This is a genomic window from Salinicola sp. CR57 (assembly GCF_003206585.1).
In the GTDB taxonomy this organism is placed as follows: Bacteria; Pseudomonadota; Gammaproteobacteria; order Pseudomonadales; family Halomonadaceae; genus Salinicola; species Salinicola lusitanus.
Window position 1 is genome coordinate 261006 of the sequence record NZ_PZJL01000001.1, and the last position, 25909, is coordinate 286914.

Below are 25909 nucleotides of genomic sequence, written 5' to 3' on the forward strand. Positions count from 1 at the left end.
TCGCTCTCCCTTACACGCCCGGGTCGATGAGCAGAATCATCGCCCCGGTGATCAATAGATTGACGAGTGTCAGCGGTAGACACACCTTCCAGCCGAAGCTCATCACCTTGTCGTAGCGCGGCCGCGGCAACGCCGCCCGCAGCAGGACGAACAGGATGACGAAGAACACCGTCTTGAGCAGGAACCAGACGATCGGCGGCAGCAGCGGCCCATGCCAGCCGCCAAAGAACAGCGTCACCAGCAGCGCCGAGATCAGCACGATGCCGATGTACTCGCCGACGAAGAACATGCCCCATTTCATCCCGGAATATTCGATGTGGTAGCCGTCGGCCAACTCCTGCTCCGCCTCCGGCTGATCGAACGGATGGCGGTGAGTCACCGCGATACCGGCGATGACGAAGGTACAGAAGCCGAAGAACTGCGGCACGATGAACCAGACGTTCTCCTGGGCGTTGACGATGTCGCGCATGTTGAACGAGCCGGTCATGGCGACGATGCCCATGACCGCCAGACCCATGAAGACCTCGTAGGAGAGCGTCTGGGCGGAGGCACGCAGGGCGCCGAGCAGCGCATACTTGTTGCTGCTGGCCCAGCCGGCGAACAGCACCGCATAGACGTTGATGCCGGCCATGGCAAAGAAGAACAGAATGCCGATGTTGAGATCCGCCACCCCCCAGCCGGGCGTGATTGGGATCACCATGAACGACAGCAGCAGCGAGGCCATGGCGATCGCCGGCGCCAGCACGAAGAAGGTACGGTCGGCGAACGGCGGGATCCAGTCCTCCTTGAAGAAGATCTTGAGCATGTCGGCGGCGATCTGCAAAAGCCCGAAAGGCCCGACCCGGTTGGGGCCGTAGCGATCCTGCCATAGCGCCAGCAGGCGTCGCTCGATCATGCTCAGCAGCGCCCCGGAAACGACCACGACCAGCAGGATGACCACGGCCTGAACCATGGCGATCAACGTCGCCTCGACTTGCGGCGTCCACCAGCTCATGGGCGCGCCTCCCCGGCCGGCGCCTGGCTATCGTGCTCCGCTTTCGCAACCTGCCCCCAGCGCATGACGCCTGGCGTCAGACCTCCGGTGACTTCCTGGATCGCACCAGCGGGCAGGCCGACGACACCTGGCGGCAGACCGGCGCTGAGTCTCGCCGGCAGCTTGAAGCGCGTGCCATCGACAGCGATCGAGACCGCATCGCCGGCGCCGATACCCAACCCCGCGGCATCGGCCTGGTTGAGTGCGACCTGGGGCGGCGCCATGCGTTCGCGGATCGGTTCGGCGCGGCGCGACATGTCGTCACCGCCGAACAGCTGGGGCAGATCGATCACCTGCCATTCGCCCTCGCGCGGTTCGAACGCGGCAGGGATCTCGCTGCAGTAGTCGCCACCGACGGCGGCGGCCGTGAACAGCCGTTTGCCCGGGTCGCCGGCGCGGAGGTGGCCGCCGACTTCGTCCTGGAACTTGTTCCAGGCCTGCGGGGAGTTCCAGCCCGGCGCCCAGGCGAAGGCGACCTCCCGGCGCGGCTCGCGATAGCCGGCATAGCCCTCCATCGAAAAGGCGAACGGCGTATCGAGGTCCACCGGCGCCCGCGGCTCGTTGACGTTGAGATTGGCACGCATGGCAGTACGGCCACTATAGCGGTGGGGCTCGCGAGCCAGCTTCAGGCCGTGGATGCGAAACATCGCCTCCGGCGTATTCTGGTGCAGCGGCGCCAGGGCGGGAGCATCCTCGGCAACGGCCTGGGTCAGGTCGTCGAGCAGGATGGTCTCCATCGGCTGGCGCTCCAGCGTGGCGTGAAGCGCGTGCAGCCAGCGCCAGCTCTCGCGAATCCGGGTGTCCGGGCGCATGTAGCTGGGGTCGAAGACCTGGTAGAACCGCTGGGCACGGCCTTCCAGGCTGACCAGGGTGCCGTCGCTCTCGGCGAAGGTGCCCGCCGGCAAGCCGACGTCGGCGCGCTCCCAGGTCGGCGTCCGCTGGTGGTCGACCACGACGACCGCCGTGGCCCGCCCGAGCGCGCTGTCTACGCGTGACGTAGGCAACCGGACATAGAGGTCGTTCTCCAGGATCACCACGCCGTCGGCGTCGCCCTGCTCGAGCTGGGCCATCGCCCAGTCGAGGGATTCGCCACCCAGCAACCCGAGCCCGACGCTATTGGCCTCGCGGCGAACGAGGGTCAGGCCGGCATCCGAACGCTGGCGCCGGCCGAGCGCCCGAGCGATGTTGCCGGCCGCTTCCAGGATCGCCATCGAACCCAACGACTCGCCGGCAATGACCAGCGGCTTCTTCGCCGCCAGCAGGGTATCGGCGATGCGCCCGGCCAGCTGCGACGTCTCTTCGTCGAGACCGTCGACGACCGGCGCGGTGGAATCGAGGGCGTGCGCCACGGCGAACCCGAGCCGGGCGATATCATCGGGCGCGAGTCGCCCGGCATGGGTGGCGATGCCATCGAGCTTGGTCGCGTCCGGCGTGGCCAGGAACAGAGGATGGCCGGCACCCTGGGCGATGGTCTTGACCGCTTCGGCGTTCCACTCGGGGATGCCGCGCTCGGCGCCCAGCTCGACGCCCTTGCCGCGCACCGCCTGGCGCACCGACAACGCGACGCGGGCGGCGCTCTGGATGAGGTCTTCACCGAGGACCAGGATCGCATCGCACCGCTCGATCTCGCGCAGGCTCGGCGTGGCCAGCCCCGCCTCGCGGTTGAGCGCTTCCATCCGCCGGATCCGCGCCAGCTCTCCGGCCTCGATACCGGTGGAGAAGTTGGCCGCGCCGACCAGCTGACGCAGCCGATGGTTGCTCTCCAGGCTGGCCCGGGGCGAGCCGATGCCGATGACCCGCTTGGCGCCACGCAGGCGATCCGCGGCGAGATCGAGCGCTTCGTCGACTTCCATCGTCCGGGCGTCACCCCCGCTCTCCCGACACTCGGGGCGAGTCGGCCGATCCTTGCGGTTGACGTAACCGTAGCCGAACCGGCCACGGTCGCAGAGAAAGTAGCCGTTGACGTCGCCGTTGTAGCGATTCTCGATCCGGCGAATGTCGCCGTAGCGCTCGCCGGGGCTGATATTGCAGCCGCTGGCGCACTGGTGGCAGATGCTCGGTGCGAACTGCAGATCCCACTTGCGGGTGTAGTGATCGGAGTGGGTCTGGTCGGTGAACACCCCGGTCGGGCAGACCTCGGTGAGGTTGCCGGAGAACTCACTCTCCAGCGTGCCATCGGTGACGCGGCCGAAGTAGACGTTGTCGTGGGCGCCGAAGGCCCCCAGGTCTTCGCCACCGGCGTAGTCCTGGTAGAAGCGCGTACAGCGGTAGCAGGTGATACAGCGGTTCATCTCGTGGGCGATGAACGGCCCCAGGTTCTGGTTGCGATGGGTGCGCTTGCGGAAGCGGTAACGACGCCGGTCATGGCCGGTCATCACCGTCATGTCCTGCAGATGGCAGTGACCCCCTTCCTCGCAGACCGGGCAGTCGTGGGGGTGGTTAACCATCAGGAACTCGATCACCGTCTCGCGGAAGGCCTTGGCCTCCTCGTCGGCGATGGAGATGTAGGCATCGTCCTTGACCGGCGCCATGCACGACATCACCAGCATGCCGCGGTCGTCGTCAGCATCCTTGTACTGCTTCACCGCGCACTGGCGGCACGCCCCGACGCTGCCCATCGCCGGATGCCAGCAGAAATAGGGAATATCCAGTCCCAGCGAAAGGCAGGCGTGGAGCAGGTTGTCGCTGTCTTCGACTTCGTAGTCGTTGCCGTCGACGTGAATAGTGGCCATGGCGTCGAACTCCTCCTACACGCTGCCGACCGGGATCGGGTCCGCGTGCGCCTCACCCTCGGGTCGGGTGATGCCGCGCTCGAACTCGTCACGGAAATAGTGGATCGCGGATGCCAGCGGCATCGCCGCCCCCGGCGCATGCGCGCAGAAGGTCTTGCCCGGCCCCAGGTCGCGGGCCATCTGCTCGAGCAGCTCGATATCGCCAGCCTGGCCCTCGCCAGCCTCCAGCGCCCGCAGCAGCTTGACGCTCCACGGCAGGCCGTCGCGGCACGGCGTGCACCAGCCGCAGGATTCGCGGGCGAAGAACTCCTCAAGGTTGCGGGTCAGCGAGACCATGCTCTGGTTGTCGGCGACCACGGTCAGCAGCCCCGTTCCCATGCGGCTGCCGGTCTTGCCGATGGTGTCGAAATCGAGCGCCAGCTCCAGGTGTTCGGGCAGCAGGAAGCCGGTACTGCCACCGCCGGGCAGCCAGCTCTTGAGGGTCAGGCCGTCACGCATGCCGCCGGCGAGCTCGAGGATCCGGTTGCCGGTGGTGCCCATGGGCAACTCCCACAGCCCGGGATTGTTGACCTTGCCGGAGACCCCGTAGAGCTTGGTGCCGCCGTCGCTGCTGAGATCGCCGGAGAGCGCCTGGAACCAGTCGGCGCCGTGATTGACGATGCCCGGCACGTTGCACAGCGTCTCGACGTTGTTGACCACCGTCGGCAGCCCCCAGGCGCCGGACTGGCCGGGGAACGGCGGTTTGGCTCGCGGATTGGCACGCTTGCCCTCGAGCGAGTTGATCAGCGCGGTCTCTTCCCCGCAGATATAGCGCCCGGCACCGGTGTGCAGGGCGATATCGAAATCCCAGCCGCTGCCGCGCACGTCCGGACCCAGCCAGCCATCGGCGCGGGCGTCGGCCAGGGCACGCTGGATCGAGGCGGCCGCCAGGTGGTACTCGCCGCGCAGGAAGATATAGCCCTGTTTCGAGCGGTTGGCGTAACCGGCCAGGATCATGCCCTCGATCAGCAGGTGCGGCTGCTGCTCCATCAGCAGGCGATCCTTGAAGGTGCCCGGCTCCATCTCGTCGGCGTTGCAGACGATATAGCCGCGCGGCGCATCGCCGCCCTTGGCGGTCAGGCTCCACTTCATGCCGGCGGAGAAACCCGCGCCGCCACGGCCGCGAAGATTGGCGCCCTTCACCTCCTCGGTCAGCGACTCGTAGGTGTACTGTTCCAGCGCCTTGGTGACCGCGGCATAGCCGCCGGTGTCGAGATACTCCTCGAGCAGCACCGGCGACTGGTCGTCGTGCAGGCGCCAGGTCAGCGGATGGGTCTCGGCGCGGCGTTCGCCGGCGGATTGCAGAATGCGACTCACGACTCGCCCTCCCGCATCAGGTTCTTGATCGTCATGCGTACGCCTCCAGCAGCCGGGGGATCTCGTCCGGGGTCACCGGGCCGTGCAGATCCTCGCCGATCAGAATCGTGGGCCCGCGATCGCAGGCACCGAGACAGCACACCGGCAGCAGGGTGAAGCGGCCATCTGCGGTGGTCTGGCCCATCTGGATACCGAGATGATCGATGAAGGCGTCGCGCAGGGCCTCGTAATCGGTCAGGAAACAGGAGCTGCTGTCGCAGATCAGGATCACGTGACGGCCGACCGGCTGCCGGAAGATCAGGCTGTAGAAGGTCGCCACGCCCTCGACGTCGGCGACGCGAATGCCCAGCGTCTCGGCGATCGCCGGAATCGCGCCATCCGGCACGTGGCCGTGGCGCTTCTGCACGATCTTCAGTGCCTCGATGCTCGCCGCCTGCGGATAGGGGTAGTGCGCCCGCTCCTCGAGAATCGCCGCGCGGTCGGCGGGGTCGAGGACGAAACCGTCGCTGGCGATAGTCGTCCCAATGGTCGCGGTAGTAGTCATGATGGCTGCCTCATCGGTCCACGTCGGCCATGACGAAGTCGATACTGCCCAGGTGCGCGATCAGATCCGGCACGAACCCGCCGCGCATGACGGCGGGGATCTGCTGCAGATGCGGAAAGCTGGGCGTGCGAATACGTGTCCGGTAGCTCATGGTGCTGCCGTCGCTGGTCAGGTAGTAGCTGTTGATGCCCTTGGTCGCCTCGATCATCTGCATCGACTCGGCGGCCGGCAGCACCGGCCCCCACGAGACCTGCAGGAAGTGGGTGATCAGGGTCTCGATGTGCTGCAGCATCTTCTCCCGCGGCGGCGGCGTGGTCAGCGGATGGTCAGCCTTGTAGTCGCCAGCCGGCATGTGATCGATGCACTGCTGGAGAATGCGCACGCTCTGGCGCATCTCCTCGATCCGCATCATGCCGCGATCGAAGGCGTCGCCGTTGACGGCGGTGGGCACCTCGAAATCGAAATTCTCGTAGCCGGAATAGGGGCGCTTCTTGCGCAGGTCGAAGTCGAGCCCGGTGGCGCGCAGGTTGGGACCGGTGACGCCCCACTCCAGCGCCTGCCGGGTATCGAAAGCGGCGACGAAGCGGGTGCGATCGCGCACGATGGCGTTGTCCATCATCGCCTTCTCGTACTCGGCCAGACGCTTGGGCATCCAGTCGACGAAGCCCTGCACCAGCTTGTCCCAGCCCTTGGGCAGATCATGGGCGGTGCCGCCGATGCGATACCACGCCGGGTGCATGCGGAAACCGGTGATCGCCTCGATCACCTCGTAGGCCTTCTGGCGGTCGGTGAAGGTGAAGAAGACCGGCGTCATGGCGCCCAGATCCTGTAGATAGGTCCCCAGGAACAGCAAGTGGCTGTTGATGCGGAACATCTCCGCCATCATCACCCGGATGGTCTTGGCACGGTCGGTGACAGTGATGCCGGCCAGTTTCTCCACCGCCAGCACATAGGGCAGGTTGTTCATCACCCCGCCGGTGTAGTCGATACGATCGGTATAGGGGATGAAGCTGTGCCACGACTGGCGCTCCGCCATCTTCTCGGCGCCGCGGTGGTGATAGCCGATGTCCGGCACGCAGTCGACCACCTCCTCGCCGTCGAGCTGCAGCACGATGCGGAAGGCGCCATGGGCCGAGGGGTGGTTGGGCCCGAGGTTCAGGAACATGAACTCGGTCTCTTCGCCCTCGCGCTTCATGCCCCAGGCCGCGGGATCGAAACGCAGCGCCTCCTGCTCCACCTCCTGGCCCTTCACCGTCAGCGTGTAGGGGTCGAATTCGGTGGCGCGGGCGGAGTAGTCCTTGCGCAGCGGATGACCGGTCCAGGTCGGCGGCATCATGATCCGGGTCAGATGCGGATGACCGCTGAAGTGGATGCCGAAGAGATCGAAGACCTCGCGCTCGTACCAGTTGGCATTGACGAAGATGTCGCTGATCGAGGGCAGCGCCAGGTCTCGCTCGTGCAGCGCGACCTTGATCATCAGGTCAGCGTTCCGCTCCACCGACAGCAACTGGTAGAAGACGGTGAAATCGGATGGCGGCAGGCCGCGGCGGTGGGTCCGCAGGCGCTCGTCCACGGCGCTCAGATCGAAGAGCATCGAGAACGGACCGGTCACGCGCCGCAGGAAGCCGAGCACATCTCGGAGTTGCTCGCGAGCGACCCAGATGACCGGCATGCCGGTCAGCGTCGCCTGCGGCGTAAAGGCGGCCTCGCCGAACTGGCGCGCCAGTTCGGCCATGACGTCGGGTTGACCGGCGGCATGGGAGGCGCTGGAAGTCGTCGCGCTCTCGTTTCGAGAATCATCGGCTGCGGTCATGGTCTGGCGGCCCCCGGGTGCAGAATCAATGGTCGAAAACGACCACAAGGATCAATGGCAGTAACGATCGACGTGGACGACCGGGCTAGATGCCATCGGGGGTGCGCAGCTCCTTGACCGCAATGCGTCTGTCGCGATGCTTTTCACGCTGCGACGGCATCTCGGCACGATAGACGCCCTGGTCCCCGACCACCCAGGAGAGCGGACGACGCTCTTCCTGAATCGAGTCCTGCAGGAGCTGAAGACCTTGGAGAAACGCTTCGGGACGCGGCGGGCAGCCGGGCACGTAGACATCCACGGGCAGGAACTTGTCGACCCCCTGGACCACCGAATAGATGTCGTACATGCCGCCGGAGTTGGCGCAGGAACCCATCGAGATGACCCACTTGGGCTCGAGCATCTGGTCGTAGAGCTGCTGGATGACGGGCGCCATCTTGATGAAGCAGGTGCCGGCAATGACCATGAAATCGGCTTGGCGTGGCGAGGCGCGGATGACCTCGGCCCCGAAACGGGCGACGTCGTGGGGCGCGGTGAACGCCGTGGTCATCTCCACATAGCAGCACGAGAGCCCGAAATTGTAGGGCCACAGCGAGTTCTTGCGCCCCCAGTTGACGGCCGAGTGAAGCACGTCCTCGAGCTTGCCCATGAAGACGTTGCGATGAACCTGCTGTTTCATCGGATCATCGACGATCTCGCGCTCGCCGAGTGGGTAACGATCAGCCGAGGAATCGCCTCCCTCCGCACGGGTCAGGGTGTACTGCATAGTGGGCCTCAACAAACCTGATAGAAAAACGGTCGAGGAAGCGCAGATCAGTCACGGATGCCTGGCTCCCATCGTTATAATCTTGTCGATCGATACCGCGATCCTGCTTTACGCGTTACGTCTCGAGGCAACGGGCGGCTTCAGCGTGCACGACGCTCGACCCCTGGCACGGCAGCCAGCTCGCGGGCACGCGACGCGTCTTCGCGCCCGCGCTTGCGCGGCGCCCAGTCGAGCGCGCCGACGCGAGCATCGTAGACCAGGCCTGCCAGTAGAATAAGGATGAATACCGCCGCCCCGGCGAATCCCGTCCAGCCCACCTCGCGCACGGAGACGGCCCAGCCGAACAGGTAGACGGCTTCGATATCGAAGATGACGAACAGCATGGCAACGAGATAGAACTTGACCGAGAACCGCTGGCGCGCGGACCCGGCACCCACGATGCCGGACTCGAACGGCAGGGACTTGCTGCGTCCGTGGCTCTTGCCACCGAGCAGGCTGGCAGCGCCGATCATCAATCCACAGAGCGCCACCACGGCCACCACGAAAAAGCCGGTAGCCCAGTAGCTGGCAATCCATGCGGAGACCGGATCGGACATGCCTTCCCTCGCAGACGTGATGGAACCCGAACATGATGGATATCGAACCAAACTGACAGGTTCGTAAGTTTACGAGTTTACACGATGACGACTGGGTAACAAGTCTGCTAATTAGTCCTATTGCAGCCTGTCGGTAAATCTGGCGGGCCGCTGCCGGACCATCGTCTTCGCCACTCTGACCTTCAATCCACCTATTGCCGTTGGGCAATGACGGCATCTTGTCTTAGGCTAGACGCTTTCCCGCTGCTTGCAATGTCCACCCATGGTTTCTCGCTCGATTCCCAATGCTTTGACGATCGCCGGATCCGACCCGTCCGGTGGCGCCGGACTGCAGGCCGATATCAAGACGTTCTCGGCCCTCGGCGTCTATGCCACCAACGTGATTACCGCCGTAATCGCGCAGAACACGCGCGGCGTGGTGGCGGTCGAGCCGGTACCGGTGGGGCTGATCCGCACCCAACTGGACAACCTGCTCGACGACGTCGAGATCGATACGGTCAAGATCGGCATGGTTGCCAGCCGCGAGGTGGCGCAAACGATTGCCGCGGCGCTGGCGCGACGCCGGCCGCGCTGGATCGTGCTCGACCCGGTGATGGTCGCCAAGAGCGGCGACCGACTGGTGGACGACGAGGGGCTGCGTGCCGTGCGAGACATCCTGGTCCCGCTGGCCGACGTGATCACGCCCAATCTCCCCGAGGCCGCGGCCCTGCTCGGGACCGAGGTGCCACGAGACCTCGCTGCCATGGAGGCGATGGTAGGCGATCTCGCGGCATTGGGGGCCCCTCACGGCCTGCTGAAGGGAGGCCATCTACCGCTGGATCGCTGCCCGGACCTGCTGTGGGTGCCGAACGCCACGCGCTGGCTGGATGCGCCACGGCTGCGGACACGCAACCTCCATGGCGCGGGCTGCGCGCTCTCATCGGCGATCGCGGCCCACCTGGCGCACCTGCCCCCCACCCACCCCGACGTCGAACAGGCCATCGGCGGCGCCAAGCAGTGGCTTCTCCAGGCCCTGGAGGCCAGCGATCGCCTCACCGTTGGCCAGGGCAAGGGGCCGCCACACCATTTCCACGCCTGGTGGTAGAGAGCGAGCCGCGAGCCGCGAGCCGCGAGCCGCGAGTCGCGAGCCGCGAAGATCAGGGTGTTGCCGTTGAGCGAGAAATGCCAGCGTCGCTGGCATTTCTCGCCCGAAGCCCGAAGCCCGTGGCTCAATCGTCCGGGTCGAGAACCGCTTTCAGGAAGGCCTTGGTACGCTCCTCCTTCGGGGCGGTGAAGATCTCCTCCGGCTTGCCCTGCTCCTTGATCCGCCCCTTGTCGAAGAAGCAGATACGGTCGGAGACCTGGCGCGCGAAATGCATTTCGTGGGTCACCAGCAGCATGGTCAGGTCGTGCTCGTCGGCCAGCGTCCGGATGACGTTCAACACCTCCCCCACCAGCTCCGGGTCCAGCGCAGAGGTCGGCTCGTCGAACAGCATGATCTTGGGCCGCATTGCCAGTGCCCGGGCAATGCCCACTCGCTGCTGCTGACCACCGGAGAGCTGGTGGGGGTACTTGGTGGCCTGGTCGGTCAGTCCCACCATCTCCAGCAGCTCCATGCCGCGCTGCTTCGCTTCGGCCTTGCTGACGCCGAGCACCTGGACCGGCGCTTCGGTCAAGTTGCGCAGCACCGTCATGTGCGGGAACAGGTTGAACTGCTGGAATACCATGCCCAGGTGGCTTCGCATCTGGCGCAGGTGCTGCTCGCCAGCCGGTTCGAGTGATTCGCCCTTGCGCTGATGCCAGAGCGGCTCGCCGCCGACGTAGACGACACCGCCGTTGATCTCCTCGAGTGTCATCAGGATGCGCAGCACCGTCGACTTGCCCGAGCCGGAGGGGCCGATGATCGTCACTTTCTCGCCTCGCTGGACCTCGAAATCGAGCTCGTCGAGAACCACATGATCGCCAAAGCGCTTGACGACCTTGTCGAATTTGATGATGGGGCCGCTATTGTCGGTGGCGTCGTTCATTTGAGAGAGAGGCCTCGCTTGGGCAGATGGGTATCCAGGTAGCGCACGCCGAAGGAGGCAATGATCGTCATCACCAGATAGAGGCCGCCAACCATGGAGAGCGGAATCAGGTAGCCACCGGTGCGATCGCCGATGATCTTGGCCACGCCGAGCATCTCCAGCACGGTCACGACCGACAGCACGGGCACGTCCTTCATGATCGAGACCAGATAGTTGCCCAGCGCGGGAATGATGCGCGGGATCGCCTGCGGCAGGATGATATGGGTAAAGGTCCTGGCGGACGCCAGGTTGAGTGCGCGAGCCGCCTCGCGCTGCCCCTTGGCCACCGCCTCCAGGCCGGCGCGGTAGACCTCGGAGGTATAGGCGCTGTACTGCACGCCCAGCGCCAGCGCACCGGTCAGAAATGCCGGCAGCGTCAACCCGAATTCGGGTAGCACGTAGAACAGGAAGAATAGCTGGATCAACAGCGGGGTATCCCGAATGAACTCGGTCACCAGCTTGGCTGGCCAGCGGATGAAGCGGGTCGGCGCGCTTTTCAGCGCCGCCAGCACCAGGCCCAGGATCAGGGCGATGAAGAAGCCGACCACGGTGGCCTGCAGTGTCACCACCAGACCGTGCAGCAGAATCGGGAAGATCGAGACCGCAAAGGCCCACTGGCTGCTGGTATCCCATTCGATGCCGAAAAACATGCGTTATCTCCCCGCCGCGCGCCAGCGGCCAACGTAGCGTTCCAGCAGCTTCATGCAGGCCGTGAGCACCAGCGCCATGCCGAAGTACATGAACAGGACCAGGGTGTAGACGGTCACGCTGTCCTGGGTGAAATTACGGATCTGCTCGGCCCGAAAGGCCATGTCGCCCAGAGAGATAAGCGACACCAGCGCCGTGTCCTTGAGGTTCTGGACCGCGAGATTGCCGAAGGTCGGCATCATCTCCGGAATCGCCTGCGGCAGGGTGATGCGCCACAGTCGCTTGCGCCCGGTGAAATTGAGCGCGGTCGCCGCTTCGTACTGCTCCTTGGGTACCGCCTGCACGGCGCCGCGAACCACTTCGGCACCATAGGCGCCGATATTCAGCGCCAGCGCGACGACCCCCGCCACCACCGGCGGAAAGCGCAGGTCGAGCCCGATCGCCTGCCCCATGATGGGTAGCGCGAAGTAGATCCAGAACAGTTGCACCAACAGGGATGTGCCGCGGAAGATCTCGATGTAGGCAACGCTGATCCCCTTGACCAGGGGGTTGTGGGACAGCTTGCCGAGACCGAACACGAAGGCACAGAGAGCTCCCAGAATCGTCGAGTAGACCGTGAGCTGTACGGTCACCCACGCGCCCTGGGAGAGGGGGGCGAGATAGCTCGTCCATTCCATCGGGAAGACCCCGCAGTCGCTGACGAAGGGTCCCGGCCGAACCGGGACCATCAATCACGGCACGCATGCCCCCTCGAGGACGACCTCAGCGGACATGCGCAGTCATATCGCGTTCAGAAACGGGCTGAATTCACGAATCCGCGGTGCAGAGCTCTTCCGTGGTGTGATGGCTCGAACCATCGACATCGGCCTGGCTGAAACCGTAGCCCATCAGGGTTTCACGCCATGCGTCCGTCTGCTTGTACTTCTCCAGCGCCTGGTTGACCGCGTCGCGCAACTCGGTGTTGTCGCTGTTGAACGCGAACGCGCCCCAGCTTCGCACCTCTTCGCCATCGATGACCGGATCCTTGAAATCACCGGCGGACTCGACGTCGCCGCTCTTGTCGGCCAGCTCGCTGACCGTCAGGCTGGTGGCGGCGTAGGCATCCGCGCGGCCGGTCGATACGGTCGAGATCGCATCGGCGTTGCTGGAGATGGTGACCATGTTGTCCTGCGGCACGCCGAGCGCCTGCAGCATGTCGAGCTGGTCGGCACCCGCCATGATGGCGACCTTGGCATCACCGTCGACGAAGTCGCTGAAGGCGTGCAGATCCTTTGGATTGCCCTCCTTGACCAGCAGCCCCTCCCCGTAGGATGAGTTCGGCTCGGAGTAGATCACCTGCTGGCAGCGATCCGGCAGCACCGCCATCTCGGCCGCGGCGATGTCGAAGCGATTGGCCTGCAGGCCAGGGATCAGCGAGCTGAAGTTGGTGGTGACCCACTCGATGTCGTCGACACCCATCTCGTTCATGATATGGCGGATGACGTCGGGCCCCGCGCCCTTGGCCTCCCCGCTCATGTCCATGTAGCCGTAGGGAATTTCGTTGGCCACGGCGATCTTGACCGAGCCGGAGTCCTTGATCTCCTGGAGTGAAGCGGCCTGCGCGACCCCGACGGCCAGGCAGGAAAGCACGGAACCGGCAATCAGTGTCGTGACGCCTTTATTGATGTTGTATCGCATCGTTCAGATTCTCCGTCTGCAAGATTCAGACCCGCGTTGGCGGGCCACCCTCGACTCGAGTTCTCGATGATGGGCGCTTGATCGCTTGTCATCACGCCCAGGCCGACGTGGCCTTGGCATAATTGTCATGATCTGCGAACCACAAACCAGGACAATTCGCAAAAGTTTGGTCCGCTTGGATAGTAGCACCACCCCAGCGGCGGGCGTCAAAGCCTTTATTGACTCATGACAATGGCGATCCAGTAGCTTCCCGGACCGGGGATTCGCCCCCGTTTTTTCGCTACCGGCAATGGTCAGAGAACCGGATTTCGCCCGTTCCAGGCCATCACCTCTTCCTCGAGACGCCAGTAACATAAACATACGTTCTAGTAGCGTCTGTTTTCAATAACGCTTTGCTTGCTATTGATCTCGATCATTCCAATGTCGCTCCGGCGTGCTAACCTTTCGTCCAACTTTCCACCCCGATTTTCAAAGGGATGCCAAGCTGCGATGCGAGCTCTGATTCAACGGGTCAGCCAGGCGTCGGTAAGCGTCGAAGGCGAGACCGTGGGAGGTATCGGTACGGGGTTGCTGGCACTCGTCGGGGTCACGGCGACCGATGACCGAGCCCGAGCCGACCGCCTGCTGCACAAGCTGCTGCACTATCGCGTGTTCGCCGACGACACTGGCCGCATGAACCGCAACCTGCAGCAGATCGACGGAGGCTTGCTGTTGGTGTCCCAGTTCACGCTGGTGGCGGCGACCGACAAGGGCCTGCGCCCGAGCTTCTCCAGTGCCGCCCCGCCGGCACACGGGCAGGCGATGTTCGACTACCTGGTGGCCCAGGCCCTCCAGGCGTGGCCGCGAGTCGAGACAGGCCGGTTCGGCGCCGAGATGCAGGTGGCGCTGATCAACGACGGCCCAGTGACATTCATGCTGGAGACATAGTGGCTTCGGCGATTCGGCTGACCATGGCGACCGCCAGACTCGGCGCCGCCTCATACGACAGGGAAACGCGGCACACGCCGTAAGCGAGAAAGGAAGGAACCTGACCCATGACCATTCCCCTTGCCATCATCACCGGCGGCGCCCAGGGCATCGGACGCGCCACGGTGGAACTGCTGCTGACCGAAGGCTGGCGGGTCGCCGCCCTGGATCGCGACGCCGAGGCCGTGGCGGAACTCGACGAGGCACATCCCGCGTCGACGCTTCTGTCGATGGTCGTCGATGTCGGTGACGAGCTGCAGGTCAAGGAAGCGTTTCACCACCTCACCCATTGGCAGCAGGAGAACGACCAGTCCACGGGAGTGGATCTGCTGGTCAACAATGCCGGGCTGGCCGACCCGGTCTGCGGGCCGATCGAAGCGCTGTCGCTGGCGGACTGGCGGTTATGGCAGGAGAGCCATTTGACCGGCGCCTTCCTGTGCACTCGCGCCGCCGTCCCCGGCCTGCGCCAGCGCCATGGCGCCATCGTCAATATCGCCTCGACCCGAGCGCTGCAGTCGGAGCCCCATTGCGAATCCTACGCAGCCGCCAAGGGCGGGCTGCTCTCCATGACCCACGCATTGGCCGTCAGCCTGGGCCCGGATATCCGCGTCAACGCGATCTGCCCGGGCTGGATCGAGACCGGGCCGTGGCAGAAAAGCGGTCGCCAGACGCAGGCGGACCACCGCGATATCGATCGCGAACAGCATCCGGTGGGTCGCGTCGGCGAACCGGCCGATGTCGCCGCCACGGTGGCTTTTCTCGCCAGCGACAAGGCGGGCTTCATCACCGGCCAGCACATCAGCGTCGATGGCGGGATGACCAAGAAGATGATCTACGCCGACTAACCGCGAAAGCCAACACGGCATTACGAGAAGGGCCAGCGATGTCAGTCGCTGGCCCTTNNTGCCAGTTGCCGTCGTCGCCCTTCGCGTACTTCGCTTCGACGGCCTTCCAGGCCACGGCGTGGGCGACCTCTTCCCGGGAGCTGTCGCCCCGCCGGTCCTCGGGATTCTTGTACTCTTCCCAGGCGTTGTTGAACGCCTCCTTGTAGATCGTGCGGGCGTGCGGCGGCAGCACCTTGCGCGCGCTGTCAGGGATATCATCGCGGGAATCGTAAGGCATGGACTCTCTCCTTGAGTACGACGTTCCTGCTCAGTGTAGACGCTCGGAACAGACGTCGAGGACGGCTCAGGATTCCGCCTGCATCAGTTCCGCCTCCAGCGCTTCCAACGCCTCTTCCGCCGCCATCCATTCGCTCTCGAGCGCCTCGACCTCGGCCTGACGTTCGCCCTGTTCACGCACCAGCTTTGCCAGCTCCTCCTTGCGCCCGGCGTCGTAGATGTCCGGGTCAGCCAGCCGCGCATCCAGTGCCGACAGCGCCGCCTGCGCCTTGTCGAGCCGCTTCTCCGCCGCGTCGCGCTGCTTGCGCAGCGGCTTCATCTGTTCGCGTCGTTCGGCGGCCGCCCGTCGCACCGCCTTGCGATCGCCACCCTCCGACGGCCGTTTCTCCTGACGCGCCTCCTGCTTCAGATCGCGTCGGCGCTCCGTCTCGCGGGACTTGAGCCACTGATGGTAATCGTCGAGATCGCCGTCGAAGGGGTCGACCCGACCGTCCACCACACGCCAGAAGGTATCGACGCTGGCCCGCAGCAGATGACGATCGTGGGAGACGATGATCACCGCGCCTTCGTACTCCGCCAGCGCCTCGGCCAACGCCTCGCGCATGTCCAGGTCGAGATGGTTGGTCGGCTCGTCCAGCAGCAGCAGGTTGGGCTTTTCCCACGCCACCAGCGACAGCGCCAGCCGCGCCTTCTCCCCGCCGGAGAAGCGCGAGACGTCTCCGAACACGTCATCGCCACGGAAACCGAAACCACCCAGGAAGTTGCGTATCGAGAGATCGCTGGCCGCCGGCGACAGCCGCTGCACATGCATGAACGGCGTGGCGGTCACATCCAGATGCTCGAGCTGATGCTGGGCGTAGTAGCCCACCACCAGGTTGTCACCCGGCACGCGCGAGCCGGCGAGCGGCGGCAGGTCACCGATCAGGGTCTTGATCAGCGTCGACTTGCCCGCCCCATTGGGACCCAGCAGACCGATGCGCTCACCGGGCAGGATCGAGACCTTCACCTCATCGAGGATCGTGCGGTCGGGATAGCCCAGCGCCGCCTGGTCCAGCGACAGCAGTGGCGTGGAGGTCTTGTCCGCACAGGGCAGTCGAAAGCGAAACGGGGAGTCGGCGCGGGCGGCAGCGATGTTCTCCATCCGCTCGAGCATTTTCAGACGGCTCTGGGCCTGGCGCGCCTTGGTCGCCTTGGCCCGGAAGCGCTCGACGAAGCCCTCGATCTCGGCGCGCCGGGCCTGCTGTTTCTCGAATGCCGCCTGCTGCTGGGCCAGCCGTTCGGCGCGGGCGCGTTCGAAGGCGCTGTAATGGCCGCGATAGAGCATCAGTTGCGCCTGGTCGATATGCAGGATGTGATCGCAGACCGCGTCGAGAAAATCGCGGTCGTGGGAGATCAGCATCAGTGTGCCGGGATAACGGGTCAGCCACTGCTCGAGCCACAGCAGTGCATCCAGGTCCAGGTGGTTGGTCGGCTCGTCCAGCAGCAGGATCTCGGAGGGGGTGAACAGGGTCCGGGCCAGCCCCACGCGCATCCGCCAGCCACCGGAGAACGCCGCCAGCGGACGATAGAGGTCCGTTTGCGCGAACCCCAGGCCGGCCAGCAGCTGCTCGGCTCGTGACCGGGCGGTATAGCCGTCGAGCGCCTCGATCTGGCCATGCAGCGACGCCTCGCGCTGCGCGTCGCCACTGGCCTGCGCCTCGGCCAGCGCCGCTTCCGTCTCGCGCAGGGTCACGTCGCCGTCGAGCACGAACTCCACCAGCGGCCGCTCGATCGCCGAGACTTCCTGCGCCATATGGGCGATGCGTTTGCCACCGGCAATCTCGACGCTGCCGGCATCCGCGCCCAGTTCCCCCCGGATCAGCGCGAACAGGCTCGATTTGCCGGCGCCGTTGGCACCGACGATGCCGACCTTCTGGCCTTCGTGCAGCACCAGGTCGGCACCCTCGAACAGCCGTCGGGTGCCGCGTTGCAGGGCGAGTTGGCGAAATGCGATCATGCCGGGCTCCAGGGCGCGTCGAATGGGCGCTCATTCTACCAGCCATCCGCCACCGGTATGGAGTGCCATGCCCGTCGACGATCTATCCGATTCGCTCTGGGCCTACGCCCTGGACCGCTACGCCCGCCCCGGCGTCGAAGCCGAATGCCTGAGGCTTCAGGATGAGCATGGCTGGGATATCTGCGAACTGCTGTGGGTCGCCTGGCTGAGCGAGCGCCGGCTGCGCCCCGATCCCGCAGCCGGCCAGGCCCTGGCCGCGGCGAGACACTGGCAACACGCCATGACCATGCCATTGCGTAGTCGCCGCCGGGAATTGAAGGCCGGGGTTTCGCGCCACCCCCGACTGGAGCCACTGCGCCAGACCCTCAAGCAGGCGGAGCTGCAGGCCGAGCGAGAAATGCTGGCGCGACTGGCCGCCCTGCCTGCACTCGCCACCACCACGGACACGGCCCTCGAACAGGCAATGGACAGTTGCCGAACGCTGCGCGAGATCCCCCCCGAGGCTTACCCACCGTTACGCCATCTGCTGGCGCGTTGGATAATCGATGCCCCGGATGCGGAACCAAAAGCCACCTGTTAGAGTCACATCACGACTATCCACCGGTGTTTGAGGCTTCTTTCGCATACTGGCCAGCATCGGTTTCATTCCTGACCCAAGGAGTTTGCATGAAACGTTTGGTAACCGCCGTCGCCCTCGGCAGCATCATGGTCATGCCGTTGACGGCCCTCGCCCAGGACAAGGTCGACCTCGACAGCGATCAGGCGAAGCTCAGCTACAGCATCGGCGCCACACTCGGTCAGGGCCTGTCCAAGGACATCAAGGATCTCGACGTCGATGCGTTCGCGGCAGCGATCAAGGATGTCTATGGCGATGACGACCTGCAGATGAGCCAGGACGAGATCAGCACCACCCTGACCCAGTATCAGCAGAAGAAAGTGGCCGAACAGAAGGCCGAGCAGAAGAAAGTCGCCGACGAGAATCGCAAGAAGAGCGAAGCCTTCCTCGCGGAGAACGCCAAGAAGGATGGCGTGAAGACCACCGATTCCGGCTTGCAGTACCAGGTTCTCGAATCCGGTGACGGCGAATCTCCGAGCGCCGACGACACCGTGCGCGTCAACTACGAGGGCACCCTGCCCGACGGCACCGTCTTCGACAGCTCCTACAAGCGCGGCGAGCCGATCTCGTTCAAGGTCGACCAGGTCATCCCGGGCTGGCAGGAAGCGCTGACGATGATGCACGTCGGCGATACCTGGGAAATCACCGTCCCCTCCGACCTGGCCTACGGCCCGGCCGGCACCGGCGGCCCCATCGGCCCCAACCAGGCGCTGCAGTTCAAGGTCGAACTGCTCGCGGTCAATCCCGACGATACCGCCGACGCTGGCAGCAGCGACGACGGGGACAACGACGACAGCTAAACGCTGCCCCGTATGTCTTCTTCATCGACGCCGGCCCCTGCGGGCCGGCGTCGGTGTTTACAGGCAGCGCTGGTCTTCCCGCCCCATCGTCCCGCCCCCCGGCTGCTGGCTGTCGAAATCGAACCAGCTTCCTTTGAGGCCGTGATCGCTGAGCACGACCACCTGAGCCCGCCAGGCATCCACATGCGCGCTGCAGAGCCCCAGATTACCCTCTCCGACGAACAGTCCATCCCCTTTCGACTGCAACGTGAGACGGCGTGACTGCACGTTCATGTCGCGGCCGATGAACTGGACCGTCACCGACTGCGGCGACCGGCCCTGGACACGCGCCTCGAACGTCAGCGTGCCGCTGTCGTCGTGCGCTTCCTGCAGCGCGAACGCCACCGACGAATCGACCCCCAGGCTGGCGTGACACCCGCCCTTCAGCAATACGCAGCCCTGTGCCGGCGGATACCAGGTCACGTCCCGGGTAGACTCCCGCAGATAGTAATAATCGAGCAGATACCAGAGCGCGATGACGATCGTCATCAGGGTGACCCCGATCAGCAGATTGAGCATGCGAGGTCGGGCAGTTTCCTCTTCGTAGGCAGCCATGGACTTTCAGAGACTCCAAGCGTTGGGCATTAGTCGATAGACTGGCCGTCACCGGCGCTACACATCACCGAAGCGCTCGACAAGGATGACACATGAGCGACATCGCGAACGCCCTGGGCCCGCTATTTCTGTTGATTTTACTCGGTGCGGGGCTGGGATGGGCACGTTTTCCGGGCGGCGATTTCTGGCCACGGCTCGAACGCTTCATCTACTACCTGCTGTTTCCGGCCATGCTGGTGGCGACGCTGGCCACCGCCGACGTCAGCCAGGTACCGGTCATTCGACTCGGAGTGACGCTACTCGGCACGATGACGCTGATGGGCGCGGGGCTGTGGCTGATGCGGCATCGCCTCCAACTGGCGCCTGCCGCCTTCACCTCCGCCTTCCAGGGCGTGGTGCGCTTCAACACCTATGTCGGCGTCGCCGGTGCCACGGCCCTGCATGGCGCCGCCGGCACCACGGTAGCGGCCGTCGCGGTCGCGCTGATGGTTCCCGCGGCCAACATCCTCTGCGTACTGGCGTTCATCGCTTCCGGCACGCTGGGTAGCGCCAGCCTGGGCCGCAGCGCCATGGCGTTGCTGCGCAATCCGTTGATTCTCGCCTGCCTGCTGGGCATCGCCCTGAACCTCGGCGGCATCGGTCTGCCCGGCTGGAGCTCCGAGGCCATCGGTCTTCTCGGCAATGCCGCACTACCGCTGGGGCTGGTTGCGGTAGGCGTTGCCCTGCGGCCTCAAGCGCTCTGGCGCAGCGGCAAGGCATTCTGGCTGTCGAGCGGGCTCAAGCTGATCGTGACGCCACTGGTCGTGGCGGCACTGGCCTGGGCCGTCGGTCTCCATGGCGCGGATCGCGACGTGGCACTACTGTTCGCCGCGCTGCCGACCGCCACCTCTGCCTACATTCTGGCTCGTCAGTTGGGCGGCGACGCCGAGCTGATGGCCGCCGTGATCACCGGGCAGACGCTACTGGCGATGGCGACCCTGCCCTTGCTGCTACACACCTTCGGCGTGAGTTGACGGCTGCAAATAAAAAAGATTCTCGTTACGCTTGCAATCACAAATGAGAATGATTAACCTTTCTCTCGTGGCGTCGCCAAACGCCACTGACCACAGCAGCGAATGTCAGGTTCCTGCCATGGTTATCTCCTCATCAAGCTAGTCACGGTCCTTAGTGCCGCCCCGCCAGGGGCGGCTTTTTTATGCTCAGGGCCGCTGTCCGCCATCGCGTCCACTCAAGGCATCCCGCTGCCAGGGCCCGCGACCACGCAGTCGCTCCCGGAGCAGCTGGGCCAGCGCCTCGACAGCGGGCTGAGATGCATCATCGATTCCCCGGGCGAAGTGCAGCCGAGCAACACACCGCCGGATCGGCGGCAGGCCGTCGCTCTCGTCCAGCGCCCGCATCGCTGTGGTAACCCGTTCGCGATCGAGCACACCGATCGCCATGCCGGTCTCGATGGCCTTCTCCACCGCGTGGATGCTGGTGCTGGTGAAGACGGTCCGCCACGGTCGCCGGATCGAATCCAGCCCCTCGATCGCCAGATGACGATAGGGGCACTGCTCGGGATGCACCGCCAGGGGCACGACCGCCTCCCGATGGATGGCACCCTGAATCGGTGCCGCCCATACCGGCGTGGGATGCCATAGCGTTTCGCCGCCCTCCAGTCCCGAGGCATGATCGAGCACGATGCCCAGGTCGAGCTGACGCTTCCGGAGTGCCCGCGCCAGCCGGCCACTGGTATCGGTGTTGACGTCCAGCAGAATGCCCGGGTAGCGCGCCATGAACTGGGGCAAGGTATCGTCGAGCAGCTCGCGGGCATAGTCCTCGGGGATTCCCAGTCGAACGCGGCCACTCAGGCGCTCGCCGCTGAACCGGCTGACCAGGGTGTCGTGAACGCGCAGCAGTTCGCGGGCTTCCTGCAGCAGCACCTCGCCACTCGAGGTCAGCGATACGCCTCTCGAACCGCGCTCGAGCAGCCGCACGTCCAGCTCGGTCTCCAGTCGCTTCATCTGCATGCTGATGGCACTGAGCGTGCGGTGGCGGATCTCCGCCGTCGCCGCCAGTGAGCCCGTCCGGGCGACGACCTGGAAGGTTCGAAGCAGTTCGAGATCGAGCGTGGAGCTGACTTCAATCATATTGAACCCCAATAGATTTTTATTCGATTCATTGAATCCTCAAGCGCGCGCAGACTCAAGCCACTTCGAACAGACCGGCAAGGGGGCCTGACATGCGCGAGCTATCGCTGAACGTGATGTTGATGACAGGATTCGTCATCTGCTGGAGTTCCGGTTTCATCGGCAGCGAGTTGGCCAGCCGTGCCCCCCTGAACGCACTGGACCTGTTCGCCTGGCGCTTCGTCATCGCCGCCGTGCTGGCTGCGCTCTGGTGGCGCCTTCACGACCGGCGCCCGCTGGCACTGTCAGGCTGGCTGCGCGAGATGGCTGTCGGCGCCCTCACCATGGGGGGCTATCTGCTGTGCGTGATGCTCGCCATCGGCGAGGGTGTCAGCGCCAGCGTCACCGCGCTGATCACCGCCCAGCAACCGCTACTGGCGGCGGCGATCGCCACGCTGTGGCTGCGCGAGCAGTTGCCGGCGGTCGCCTGGCTCGGCCTCGGCTTGGCCGGCAGCGGCGTGGTGCTCTGCATCGCGGGTGACTGGCAGGGGGCGGGCAGCGCCGGCGGCTGGGCCTATGCGCTACCGATTCTCGCGGTGATCAGCGTGACCGCGGGTAGTCTGCTCGCCGCCCAGCGTCCGTCGGGGCTGGGGCTGGCGGCCTCGCTGACTGCGCAATTGAGCGCGGCGGCCCTGATTTTCGGCCTGGCCGCGGCGAGCACGGGCGGCCTGGCGCTGCCGGGCAACGCGCTGCTGACCTGGCAGACGCTGGGCTGGCTGGTGCTGCTGTCGAGCTTCGGCGGTTACGGCTTCTTCACCGTCTGTCTGCGACGTCTCGGCGTCAATGCGGTCTCCAGCGCCATCTACCTGACGCCGCCGGTGACCCTGGCGTGGAGTGCGGGGATGTTCGGCGAGCGCGTCGAGACGCTCCAGCTCGGCGGGATGGCCCTGGCGCTGCTGGGCGTGGCGGTCGCGCTGATCGCCCAGCACCGCTTGCGGCCGCTCGATGGCTGCGCGCATTGAAGCGTTGCCAGGCGGGACGCCGGATGATCAATCCCGGCGATAGATGAGATCCCAGACGCCGTGCCCCAGCCGCTCGCCGCGCTGTTCGAACTTGGTCAGCGGCCGAAAAGCGGGACGCTCGACGAAGGGCGCGGTCTCGGCCGGCGCGGTGTTGACGAACCCCGGCGCCTCGGCCATGACCTCTGCCATGAACTCGGCGTAGGCCTGCCAGTCGGTCGCCATGTGCAGCTTGCCGCCCGGCTCGAGGCGGGAACGCACCAGCTCGACGAACGGCAACTGCACGATGCGCCGCTTGTGATGCTTCTTCTTGGGCCAAGGATCGGGGAAAAAGAGCTGCAGCGTATCGATGCTCGCCTCCGGCAGGCAGTCCGCCAGTACGGCCAGCGCATCCTCACGATAGACCCGCAGGTTGGTGAGCCCGCGCTTGTCGGCCTCGTCGAGCAGCTTGCCCACGCCGGGCGCGTGAACCTCGATGCCGATGAAGTCGGTCTCGGGATGACTCTCCGCCTGCTCGACCAGCGACTTGCCCATGCCGAAACCGATCTCCACCACGCAGGGTGCCTTGCGGCCGAACAGTTGCTCGAGATCCTGGCGACCATCGGCCAGCGTCAGCCCCCACCTGGGCCATACGTCTTTCAGGCCGCGCTCTTGCGCCGCCGTCATGCGGCCGGCCCGCAGCACGTAGCTCTTGATGCCCCGGCGCGCGGGCGTGTCGGTGACGGATTCGTTGTCGGGCGTCGTATTGTCAGTCATGCAGGGGAATCAACAGGCAGGGGAAAGGGAAATGGCCGCCGATCGAGCGGCGGCCCCATGGGCGTCGACGGGAAGGCTCAGCCGTTGATCCGTCCGGCGAACGGCGAAGAGGGGCTGGCGCTCTGGCGACGTGGCATGCGCTCGGCGAGAAACGCCTCGCGTCCGGCTTCGACCGCCTTGCGCATGGCATGGGCCATCATCACCGGATGCCTGGCGTGGGCGATGGCGGAGTTCATCAGTACGCCATCGCAGCCCATCTCCATCGCCAGCGCCGCATCGGACGCCGTACCGATACCCGCATCGACCAGCACCGGCACCTCGGCGTGCTCGAGGATGAGCGCCAATGTCGCCGGATTGAGCAGGCCGTTGCCGGAGCCGATCAGCGACCCCAGCGGCATCACCGCACAGCAGCCACGACGCTCGAGCTCCTTGGCCACGATCGGGTCGTCGCTGGTATAGACCATGACATCGAAGCCGTCGTTGACCAGCGTTTCCGCGGCCGCCAGCGTCTCGACCACATTGGGATAGAGCGTCTTGTCGTCACCCAGCACCTCGAGCTTGACCAGATTGTGGCCATCGAGCAGCTCGCGGGCGAGCTTACAGGTACGCACGGCATCCTTGGCGGTATAGCAGCCGGCGGTGTTGGGCAGCAGCGTATAGCGTGACGGCGAAATGGCGTCGAGCAGATTGGGCTCGTCCGGATTCTGGCCCAGATTGGTCCGGCGAACCGCGAACGTCACCACATCGGCAGCGCTGGCCTCGATCGCTGCGGCGGTCTCCTCGAAGTCGCGATACTTGCCGGTGCCAACCAGCAGGCGGGACGCGAAGCGGCGTCCGGCTACGATCAACGGGGCGTCCTGAATCGACTGGGTCATGGTTGGCTCCTGGTCGTAAATCTGACGGCGACTCAGCCGCCACCGATGGCGTGCACGATCTCCACGCTGTCGCCGTCCTGCAGGCGCGTCTGCGCGTGCAGGCTGCGTGGCACGATCTCCTCGTTGACCTCGATGGCGATACGCCGGCCCGACAGGCCGAGCGAGTCGACCAGCTGGGCCAGCGTCGGCTCGCCGTCGAAATGGCTGGGCTCACCGTTGAGCTGAATCTGCATGGCGGCCTCCCTGAAGCAGATCTCGAGGAGGCGCATTGTAGCGCCTCACGCCGCTTCAGGCATCCCGATCAGGCGCCATGCTGGGTTCAGACGGTGCTTTCGCGCGCCGGCCAGACATCGGCGTCGACTTGCTCGGGACGCTTGAGCACGCCCTTGGGATCGAAGGTCGGCTCGCGCACGCCATCCTTGCGCTGGCGCTCGTAGTCCTTGAGCACGCGCAGGGCGACCGGGCACAGCAGCAGGATCGCGATGAGGTTGGTCGTGGCCATCAGCCCCATGGCGAGATCGGCGAAGTCCCACACGAACTGCAGTTGCGCGACGGAGCCGATCATCACCATCGCCAGCACGGCAACGCGCAACACCGATACCGCCAGCTTGGCATGGCGCTTGAACAGGTACTCGATATTGATCTGCGAGTAGGAGAAGTTGGCAATGATCGAAGTGAACGCGAACAGGAAGATGGCAATCGCGATGAATATCTCACCGAAGCTGCCCAAATGATCGACCATCGCATCCTGGGTCAGCTGGATACCGACGATATCCTGACCCGGCGACGTGCTCATCAGGCGCTCGTAGACGCCGGAGAGCAGAATCACGACAGCGGTGCAGCTGCAGATCACGAGGGTATCGATGAACACGCCGAAAGACTGGACCAGCCCCTGTGCCGCCGGATGCTTGACGTCGGCCTGGGCAGCGGCGTTGGGCGCCGAGCCCATGCCCGCCTCGTTGGAGAACAGCCCGCGCTTGATGCCGTTTTCCATCGCGATCTTGATGGTGTAGCCCACCGCCCCGCCGACGGCGGGTCCGTAGCCGAAAGCACTCTTGACGATCAGTTCCAGCATCGCGGGCACTTCGCTGATGTTCACCACCAGCACGTACAACGCCACCAGGAAGTAACCGATGGCCATGATCGGCACGATCTTCTCGGCGGTGCGCGCCACGGACTTGAGCCCGCCGTAGATGACCAGCGCGGTAATGATCACCAGCGCGACGCCGGTCATCCAGTTGGGAATCGAGAACGCCTGGGAGAGGCCCTGGGCGATGGTATTGGACTGCGCGCCGTTGAACGCCAGCCCGTAGGCGATCAGCAGGAAGATCGCGAACAGCACGCTCATCCAGCGCTGTCCCAGCGCTCGTTCGATGTAGTAGGCAGGGCCGCCGCGGAAGACGCCATCCTCGTTGCGCTTCTTGTAGGTCTGGGCCAGGGTCGACTCGATGAACGAGGTAGCAAAGCCGACCAGCGCCGTCATCCACATCCAGAAGATCGCCCCGGGGCCACCGACCCACAGCGCTATCGCCACGCCAGCCAGGTTGCCGGTACCGACCCTGGCCGCCAGCGAGGTGGCGAAGGCCTGAAAACCGCTGACGCCCGAACCCGAGCCGCGACTATTGAAAGTGACACGAGCCATGTGACCGAAAAGCCGGAACTGCATGAAGCGCGTGAGCACGGTGAACAGAAGCCCGGCGCCCAGCAACAGGTACAGCAGGATGTAGGTCCAGACAAAATCGCTGACCGGAGTCATGACCGCATAGACCGCGTCGTGAAGCGTGTTGATGAATTCCATTTCGGAAGTCCTTATGGGTAACGATGACGTCGCAAACGCTGGCAGGCGGCTGC

26 protein-coding genes are annotated in these 25909 nt (G+C 65.1%); 7 read left to right on the forward strand and 19 right to left on the reverse strand.

The features are described from left to right. Nucleotides 1–10: 10 nt before the first annotated feature. From nuoH to ndhC, 7 genes are all read right to left on the reverse strand, one after another. Entirely contained in the window at nucleotides 11–994 is a 984-nt protein-coding gene (gene nuoH, locus DOM56_RS01195; RefSeq protein ID WP_110707132.1) for an NADH-quinone oxidoreductase subunit NuoH, read from the reverse strand. Next, nucleotides 991–3765: an NADH-quinone oxidoreductase subunit NuoG gene (nuoG, locus tag DOM56_RS01200; protein ID WP_110707133.1), complete on the reverse strand. Its 2775-nt coding sequence runs from the start codon at nucleotides 3763–3765 to the stop codon at nucleotides 991–993. Before nuoG ends, nuoH begins: the two co-directional genes overlap by 4 nt. Before the next feature lie 15 nt (nucleotides 3766–3780). Next, nucleotides 3781–5121, reverse strand: a complete 1341-nt coding sequence (gene nuoF, locus DOM56_RS01205; RefSeq protein WP_110707134.1) for an NADH-quinone oxidoreductase subunit NuoF — start codon at nucleotides 5119–5121, stop codon at nucleotides 3781–3783. 31 nt (nucleotides 5122–5152) lie between these two features. Beyond that, nucleotides 5153–5665 carry an NADH-quinone oxidoreductase subunit NuoE gene (gene nuoE / locus DOM56_RS01210; protein WP_110707135.1) on the reverse strand — a complete coding sequence of 171 codons (513 nt, stop codon included), beginning with the start codon at nucleotides 5663–5665 and terminating at the stop codon, nucleotides 5153–5155. 10 nt (nucleotides 5666–5675) lie between these two features. After that, nucleotides 5676–7478 carry an NADH-quinone oxidoreductase subunit C/D gene (nuoC, locus tag DOM56_RS01215; RefSeq protein WP_110707136.1) on the reverse strand — a complete coding sequence of 601 codons (1803 nt, stop codon included), beginning with the start codon at nucleotides 7476–7478 and terminating at the stop codon, nucleotides 5676–5678. 85 nt (nucleotides 7479–7563) lie between these two features. Continuing rightward, a complete protein-coding gene (locus tag DOM56_RS01220) occupies nucleotides 7564–8241 on the reverse strand; it encodes an NADH-quinone oxidoreductase subunit B (RefSeq protein WP_110597778.1) in 678 nt (225 codons plus the stop codon). A gap of 140 nt (nucleotides 8242–8381) precedes the next feature. Beyond that, nucleotides 8382–8837, reverse strand: coding sequence for an NADH-quinone oxidoreductase subunit A (ndhC, locus tag DOM56_RS01225; RefSeq protein WP_110707137.1), 456 nt, complete (start codon nucleotides 8835–8837; stop codon nucleotides 8382–8384). 262 nt (nucleotides 8838–9099) lie between these two features. On the opposite strand from ndhC, the gene thiD reads away from it, so the two are divergent. Then, the gene (gene thiD, locus DOM56_RS01230; protein ID WP_110707138.1) at nucleotides 9100–9921 is read left to right on the forward strand and encodes a bifunctional hydroxymethylpyrimidine kinase/phosphomethylpyrimidine kinase; all 822 of its coding nucleotides are present in this window, start codon (nucleotides 9100–9102) and stop codon (nucleotides 9919–9921) included. A gap of 124 nt (nucleotides 9922–10045) precedes the next feature. On the opposite strand, the gene ehuA is transcribed toward thiD, so the two are convergent. The 4 genes from ehuA to ehuB form a co-directional block, all read right to left on the reverse strand. Continuing rightward, the gene (ehuA, locus tag DOM56_RS01235) at nucleotides 10046–10843 is read right to left on the reverse strand and encodes an ectoine/hydroxyectoine ABC transporter ATP-binding protein EhuA (RefSeq protein WP_110707139.1); all 798 of its coding nucleotides are present in this window, start codon (nucleotides 10841–10843) and stop codon (nucleotides 10046–10048) included. Continuing rightward, nucleotides 10840–11532: an ectoine/hydroxyectoine ABC transporter permease subunit EhuD gene (gene ehuD / locus DOM56_RS01240; protein WP_110597782.1), complete on the reverse strand. Its 693-nt coding sequence runs from the start codon at nucleotides 11530–11532 to the stop codon at nucleotides 10840–10842. The genes ehuA and ehuD overlap by 4 nt, the downstream gene beginning before the upstream one ends. A gap of 3 nt (nucleotides 11533–11535) precedes the next feature. After that, on the reverse strand, nucleotides 11536–12207 hold the full coding sequence (gene ehuC, locus DOM56_RS01245) for an ectoine/hydroxyectoine ABC transporter permease subunit EhuC (protein ID WP_110597783.1): 672 nt from the start codon (nucleotides 12205–12207) through the stop codon (nucleotides 11536–11538). A gap of 130 nt (nucleotides 12208–12337) precedes the next feature. Continuing rightward, complete coding sequence (gene ehuB / locus DOM56_RS01250) at nucleotides 12338–13207, reverse strand: ectoine/hydroxyectoine ABC transporter substrate-binding protein EhuB (protein ID WP_110707140.1); 870 nt, start codon at nucleotides 13205–13207, stop codon at nucleotides 12338–12340. A gap of 489 nt (nucleotides 13208–13696) precedes the next feature. On the opposite strand from ehuB, the gene dtd reads away from it, so the two are divergent. Both dtd and DOM56_RS01260 read left to right on the forward strand, forming a co-directional pair. Next, nucleotides 13697–14134, forward strand: coding sequence for a D-aminoacyl-tRNA deacylase (gene dtd, locus DOM56_RS01255; RefSeq protein ID WP_110707141.1), 438 nt, complete (start codon nucleotides 13697–13699; stop codon nucleotides 14132–14134). 107 nt (nucleotides 14135–14241) lie between these two features. Next, entirely contained in the window at nucleotides 14242–15018 is a 777-nt protein-coding gene (locus tag DOM56_RS01260; protein WP_110707142.1) for an SDR family oxidoreductase, read from the forward strand. Here the strand turns inward: DOM56_RS01260 and DOM56_RS01265 are convergent. Together DOM56_RS01265 and DOM56_RS01270 are read right to left on the reverse strand one after the other, a co-directional pair. Beyond that, complete coding sequence (locus DOM56_RS01265; RefSeq protein WP_110707143.1) at nucleotides 14972–15295, reverse strand: ChaB family protein; 324 nt, start codon at nucleotides 15293–15295, stop codon at nucleotides 14972–14974. The genes DOM56_RS01260 and DOM56_RS01265 overlap by 47 nt on opposite strands. Before the next feature lie 66 nt (nucleotides 15296–15361). Further along, the gene (locus DOM56_RS01270) at nucleotides 15362–17290 is read right to left on the reverse strand and encodes an ATP-binding cassette domain-containing protein (RefSeq protein WP_110707144.1); all 1929 of its coding nucleotides are present in this window, start codon (nucleotides 17288–17290) and stop codon (nucleotides 15362–15364) included. A gap of 67 nt (nucleotides 17291–17357) precedes the next feature. Here DOM56_RS01270 and DOM56_RS01275 point away from each other — a divergent pair, with 67 nt between their 5' ends. Further along, on the forward strand, nucleotides 17358–17870 hold the full coding sequence (locus DOM56_RS01275) for a TIGR02444 family protein (RefSeq protein ID WP_157958131.1): 513 nt from the start codon (nucleotides 17358–17360) through the stop codon (nucleotides 17868–17870). 86 nt (nucleotides 17871–17956) lie between these two features. Beyond that, nucleotides 17957–18706: an FKBP-type peptidyl-prolyl cis-trans isomerase gene (locus DOM56_RS01280; protein WP_110707145.1), complete on the forward strand. Its 750-nt coding sequence runs from the start codon at nucleotides 17957–17959 to the stop codon at nucleotides 18704–18706. Nucleotides 18707–18763: 57 nt separating this feature from the next. Here DOM56_RS01280 and DOM56_RS01285 read toward each other — a convergent pair whose 3' ends face one another. Beyond that, entirely contained in the window at nucleotides 18764–19300 is a 537-nt protein-coding gene (locus DOM56_RS01285) for a hypothetical protein (RefSeq protein WP_157958132.1), read from the reverse strand. A 92-nt stretch (nucleotides 19301–19392) separates the two neighbouring features. Between DOM56_RS01285 and DOM56_RS01290 the strand changes: the two genes are divergently transcribed. Beyond that, the gene (locus DOM56_RS01290; protein ID WP_110707147.1) at nucleotides 19393–20313 is read left to right on the forward strand and encodes an AEC family transporter; all 921 of its coding nucleotides are present in this window, start codon (nucleotides 19393–19395) and stop codon (nucleotides 20311–20313) included. Between the two features lie 186 nt (nucleotides 20314–20499). Here DOM56_RS01290 and DOM56_RS01295 read toward each other — a convergent pair whose 3' ends face one another. Next, entirely contained in the window at nucleotides 20500–21429 is a 930-nt protein-coding gene (locus DOM56_RS01295; protein WP_110707148.1) for a LysR family transcriptional regulator, read from the reverse strand. A gap of 92 nt (nucleotides 21430–21521) precedes the next feature. On the opposite strand from DOM56_RS01295, the gene DOM56_RS01300 reads away from it, so the two are divergent. After that, nucleotides 21522–22430 carry a DMT family transporter gene (locus DOM56_RS01300; RefSeq protein WP_110707149.1) on the forward strand — a complete coding sequence of 303 codons (909 nt, stop codon included), beginning with the start codon at nucleotides 21522–21524 and terminating at the stop codon, nucleotides 22428–22430. Nucleotides 22431–22457: 27 nt separating this feature from the next. Here DOM56_RS01300 and trmB read toward each other — a convergent pair whose 3' ends face one another. The 4 genes from trmB to DOM56_RS01320 form a co-directional block, all read right to left on the reverse strand. Continuing rightward, nucleotides 22458–23183 carry a tRNA (guanosine(46)-N7)-methyltransferase TrmB gene (trmB, locus tag DOM56_RS01305; protein ID WP_110707150.1) on the reverse strand — a complete coding sequence of 242 codons (726 nt, stop codon included), beginning with the start codon at nucleotides 23181–23183 and terminating at the stop codon, nucleotides 22458–22460. Nucleotides 23184–23260: 77 nt separating this feature from the next. Then, nucleotides 23261–24058, reverse strand: a complete 798-nt coding sequence (locus tag DOM56_RS01310; protein ID WP_110597795.1) for a thiazole synthase — start codon at nucleotides 24056–24058, stop codon at nucleotides 23261–23263. 32 nt (nucleotides 24059–24090) lie between these two features. Beyond that, nucleotides 24091–24291, reverse strand: coding sequence for a sulfur carrier protein ThiS (gene thiS, locus DOM56_RS01315; protein ID WP_110707565.1), 201 nt, complete (start codon nucleotides 24289–24291; stop codon nucleotides 24091–24093). Nucleotides 24292–24377: 86 nt separating this feature from the next. Further along, nucleotides 24378–25856, reverse strand: a complete 1479-nt coding sequence (locus DOM56_RS01320; protein WP_110707151.1) for an alanine/glycine:cation symporter family protein — start codon at nucleotides 25854–25856, stop codon at nucleotides 24378–24380. Nucleotides 25857–25909: the final 53 nt, after the last annotated feature.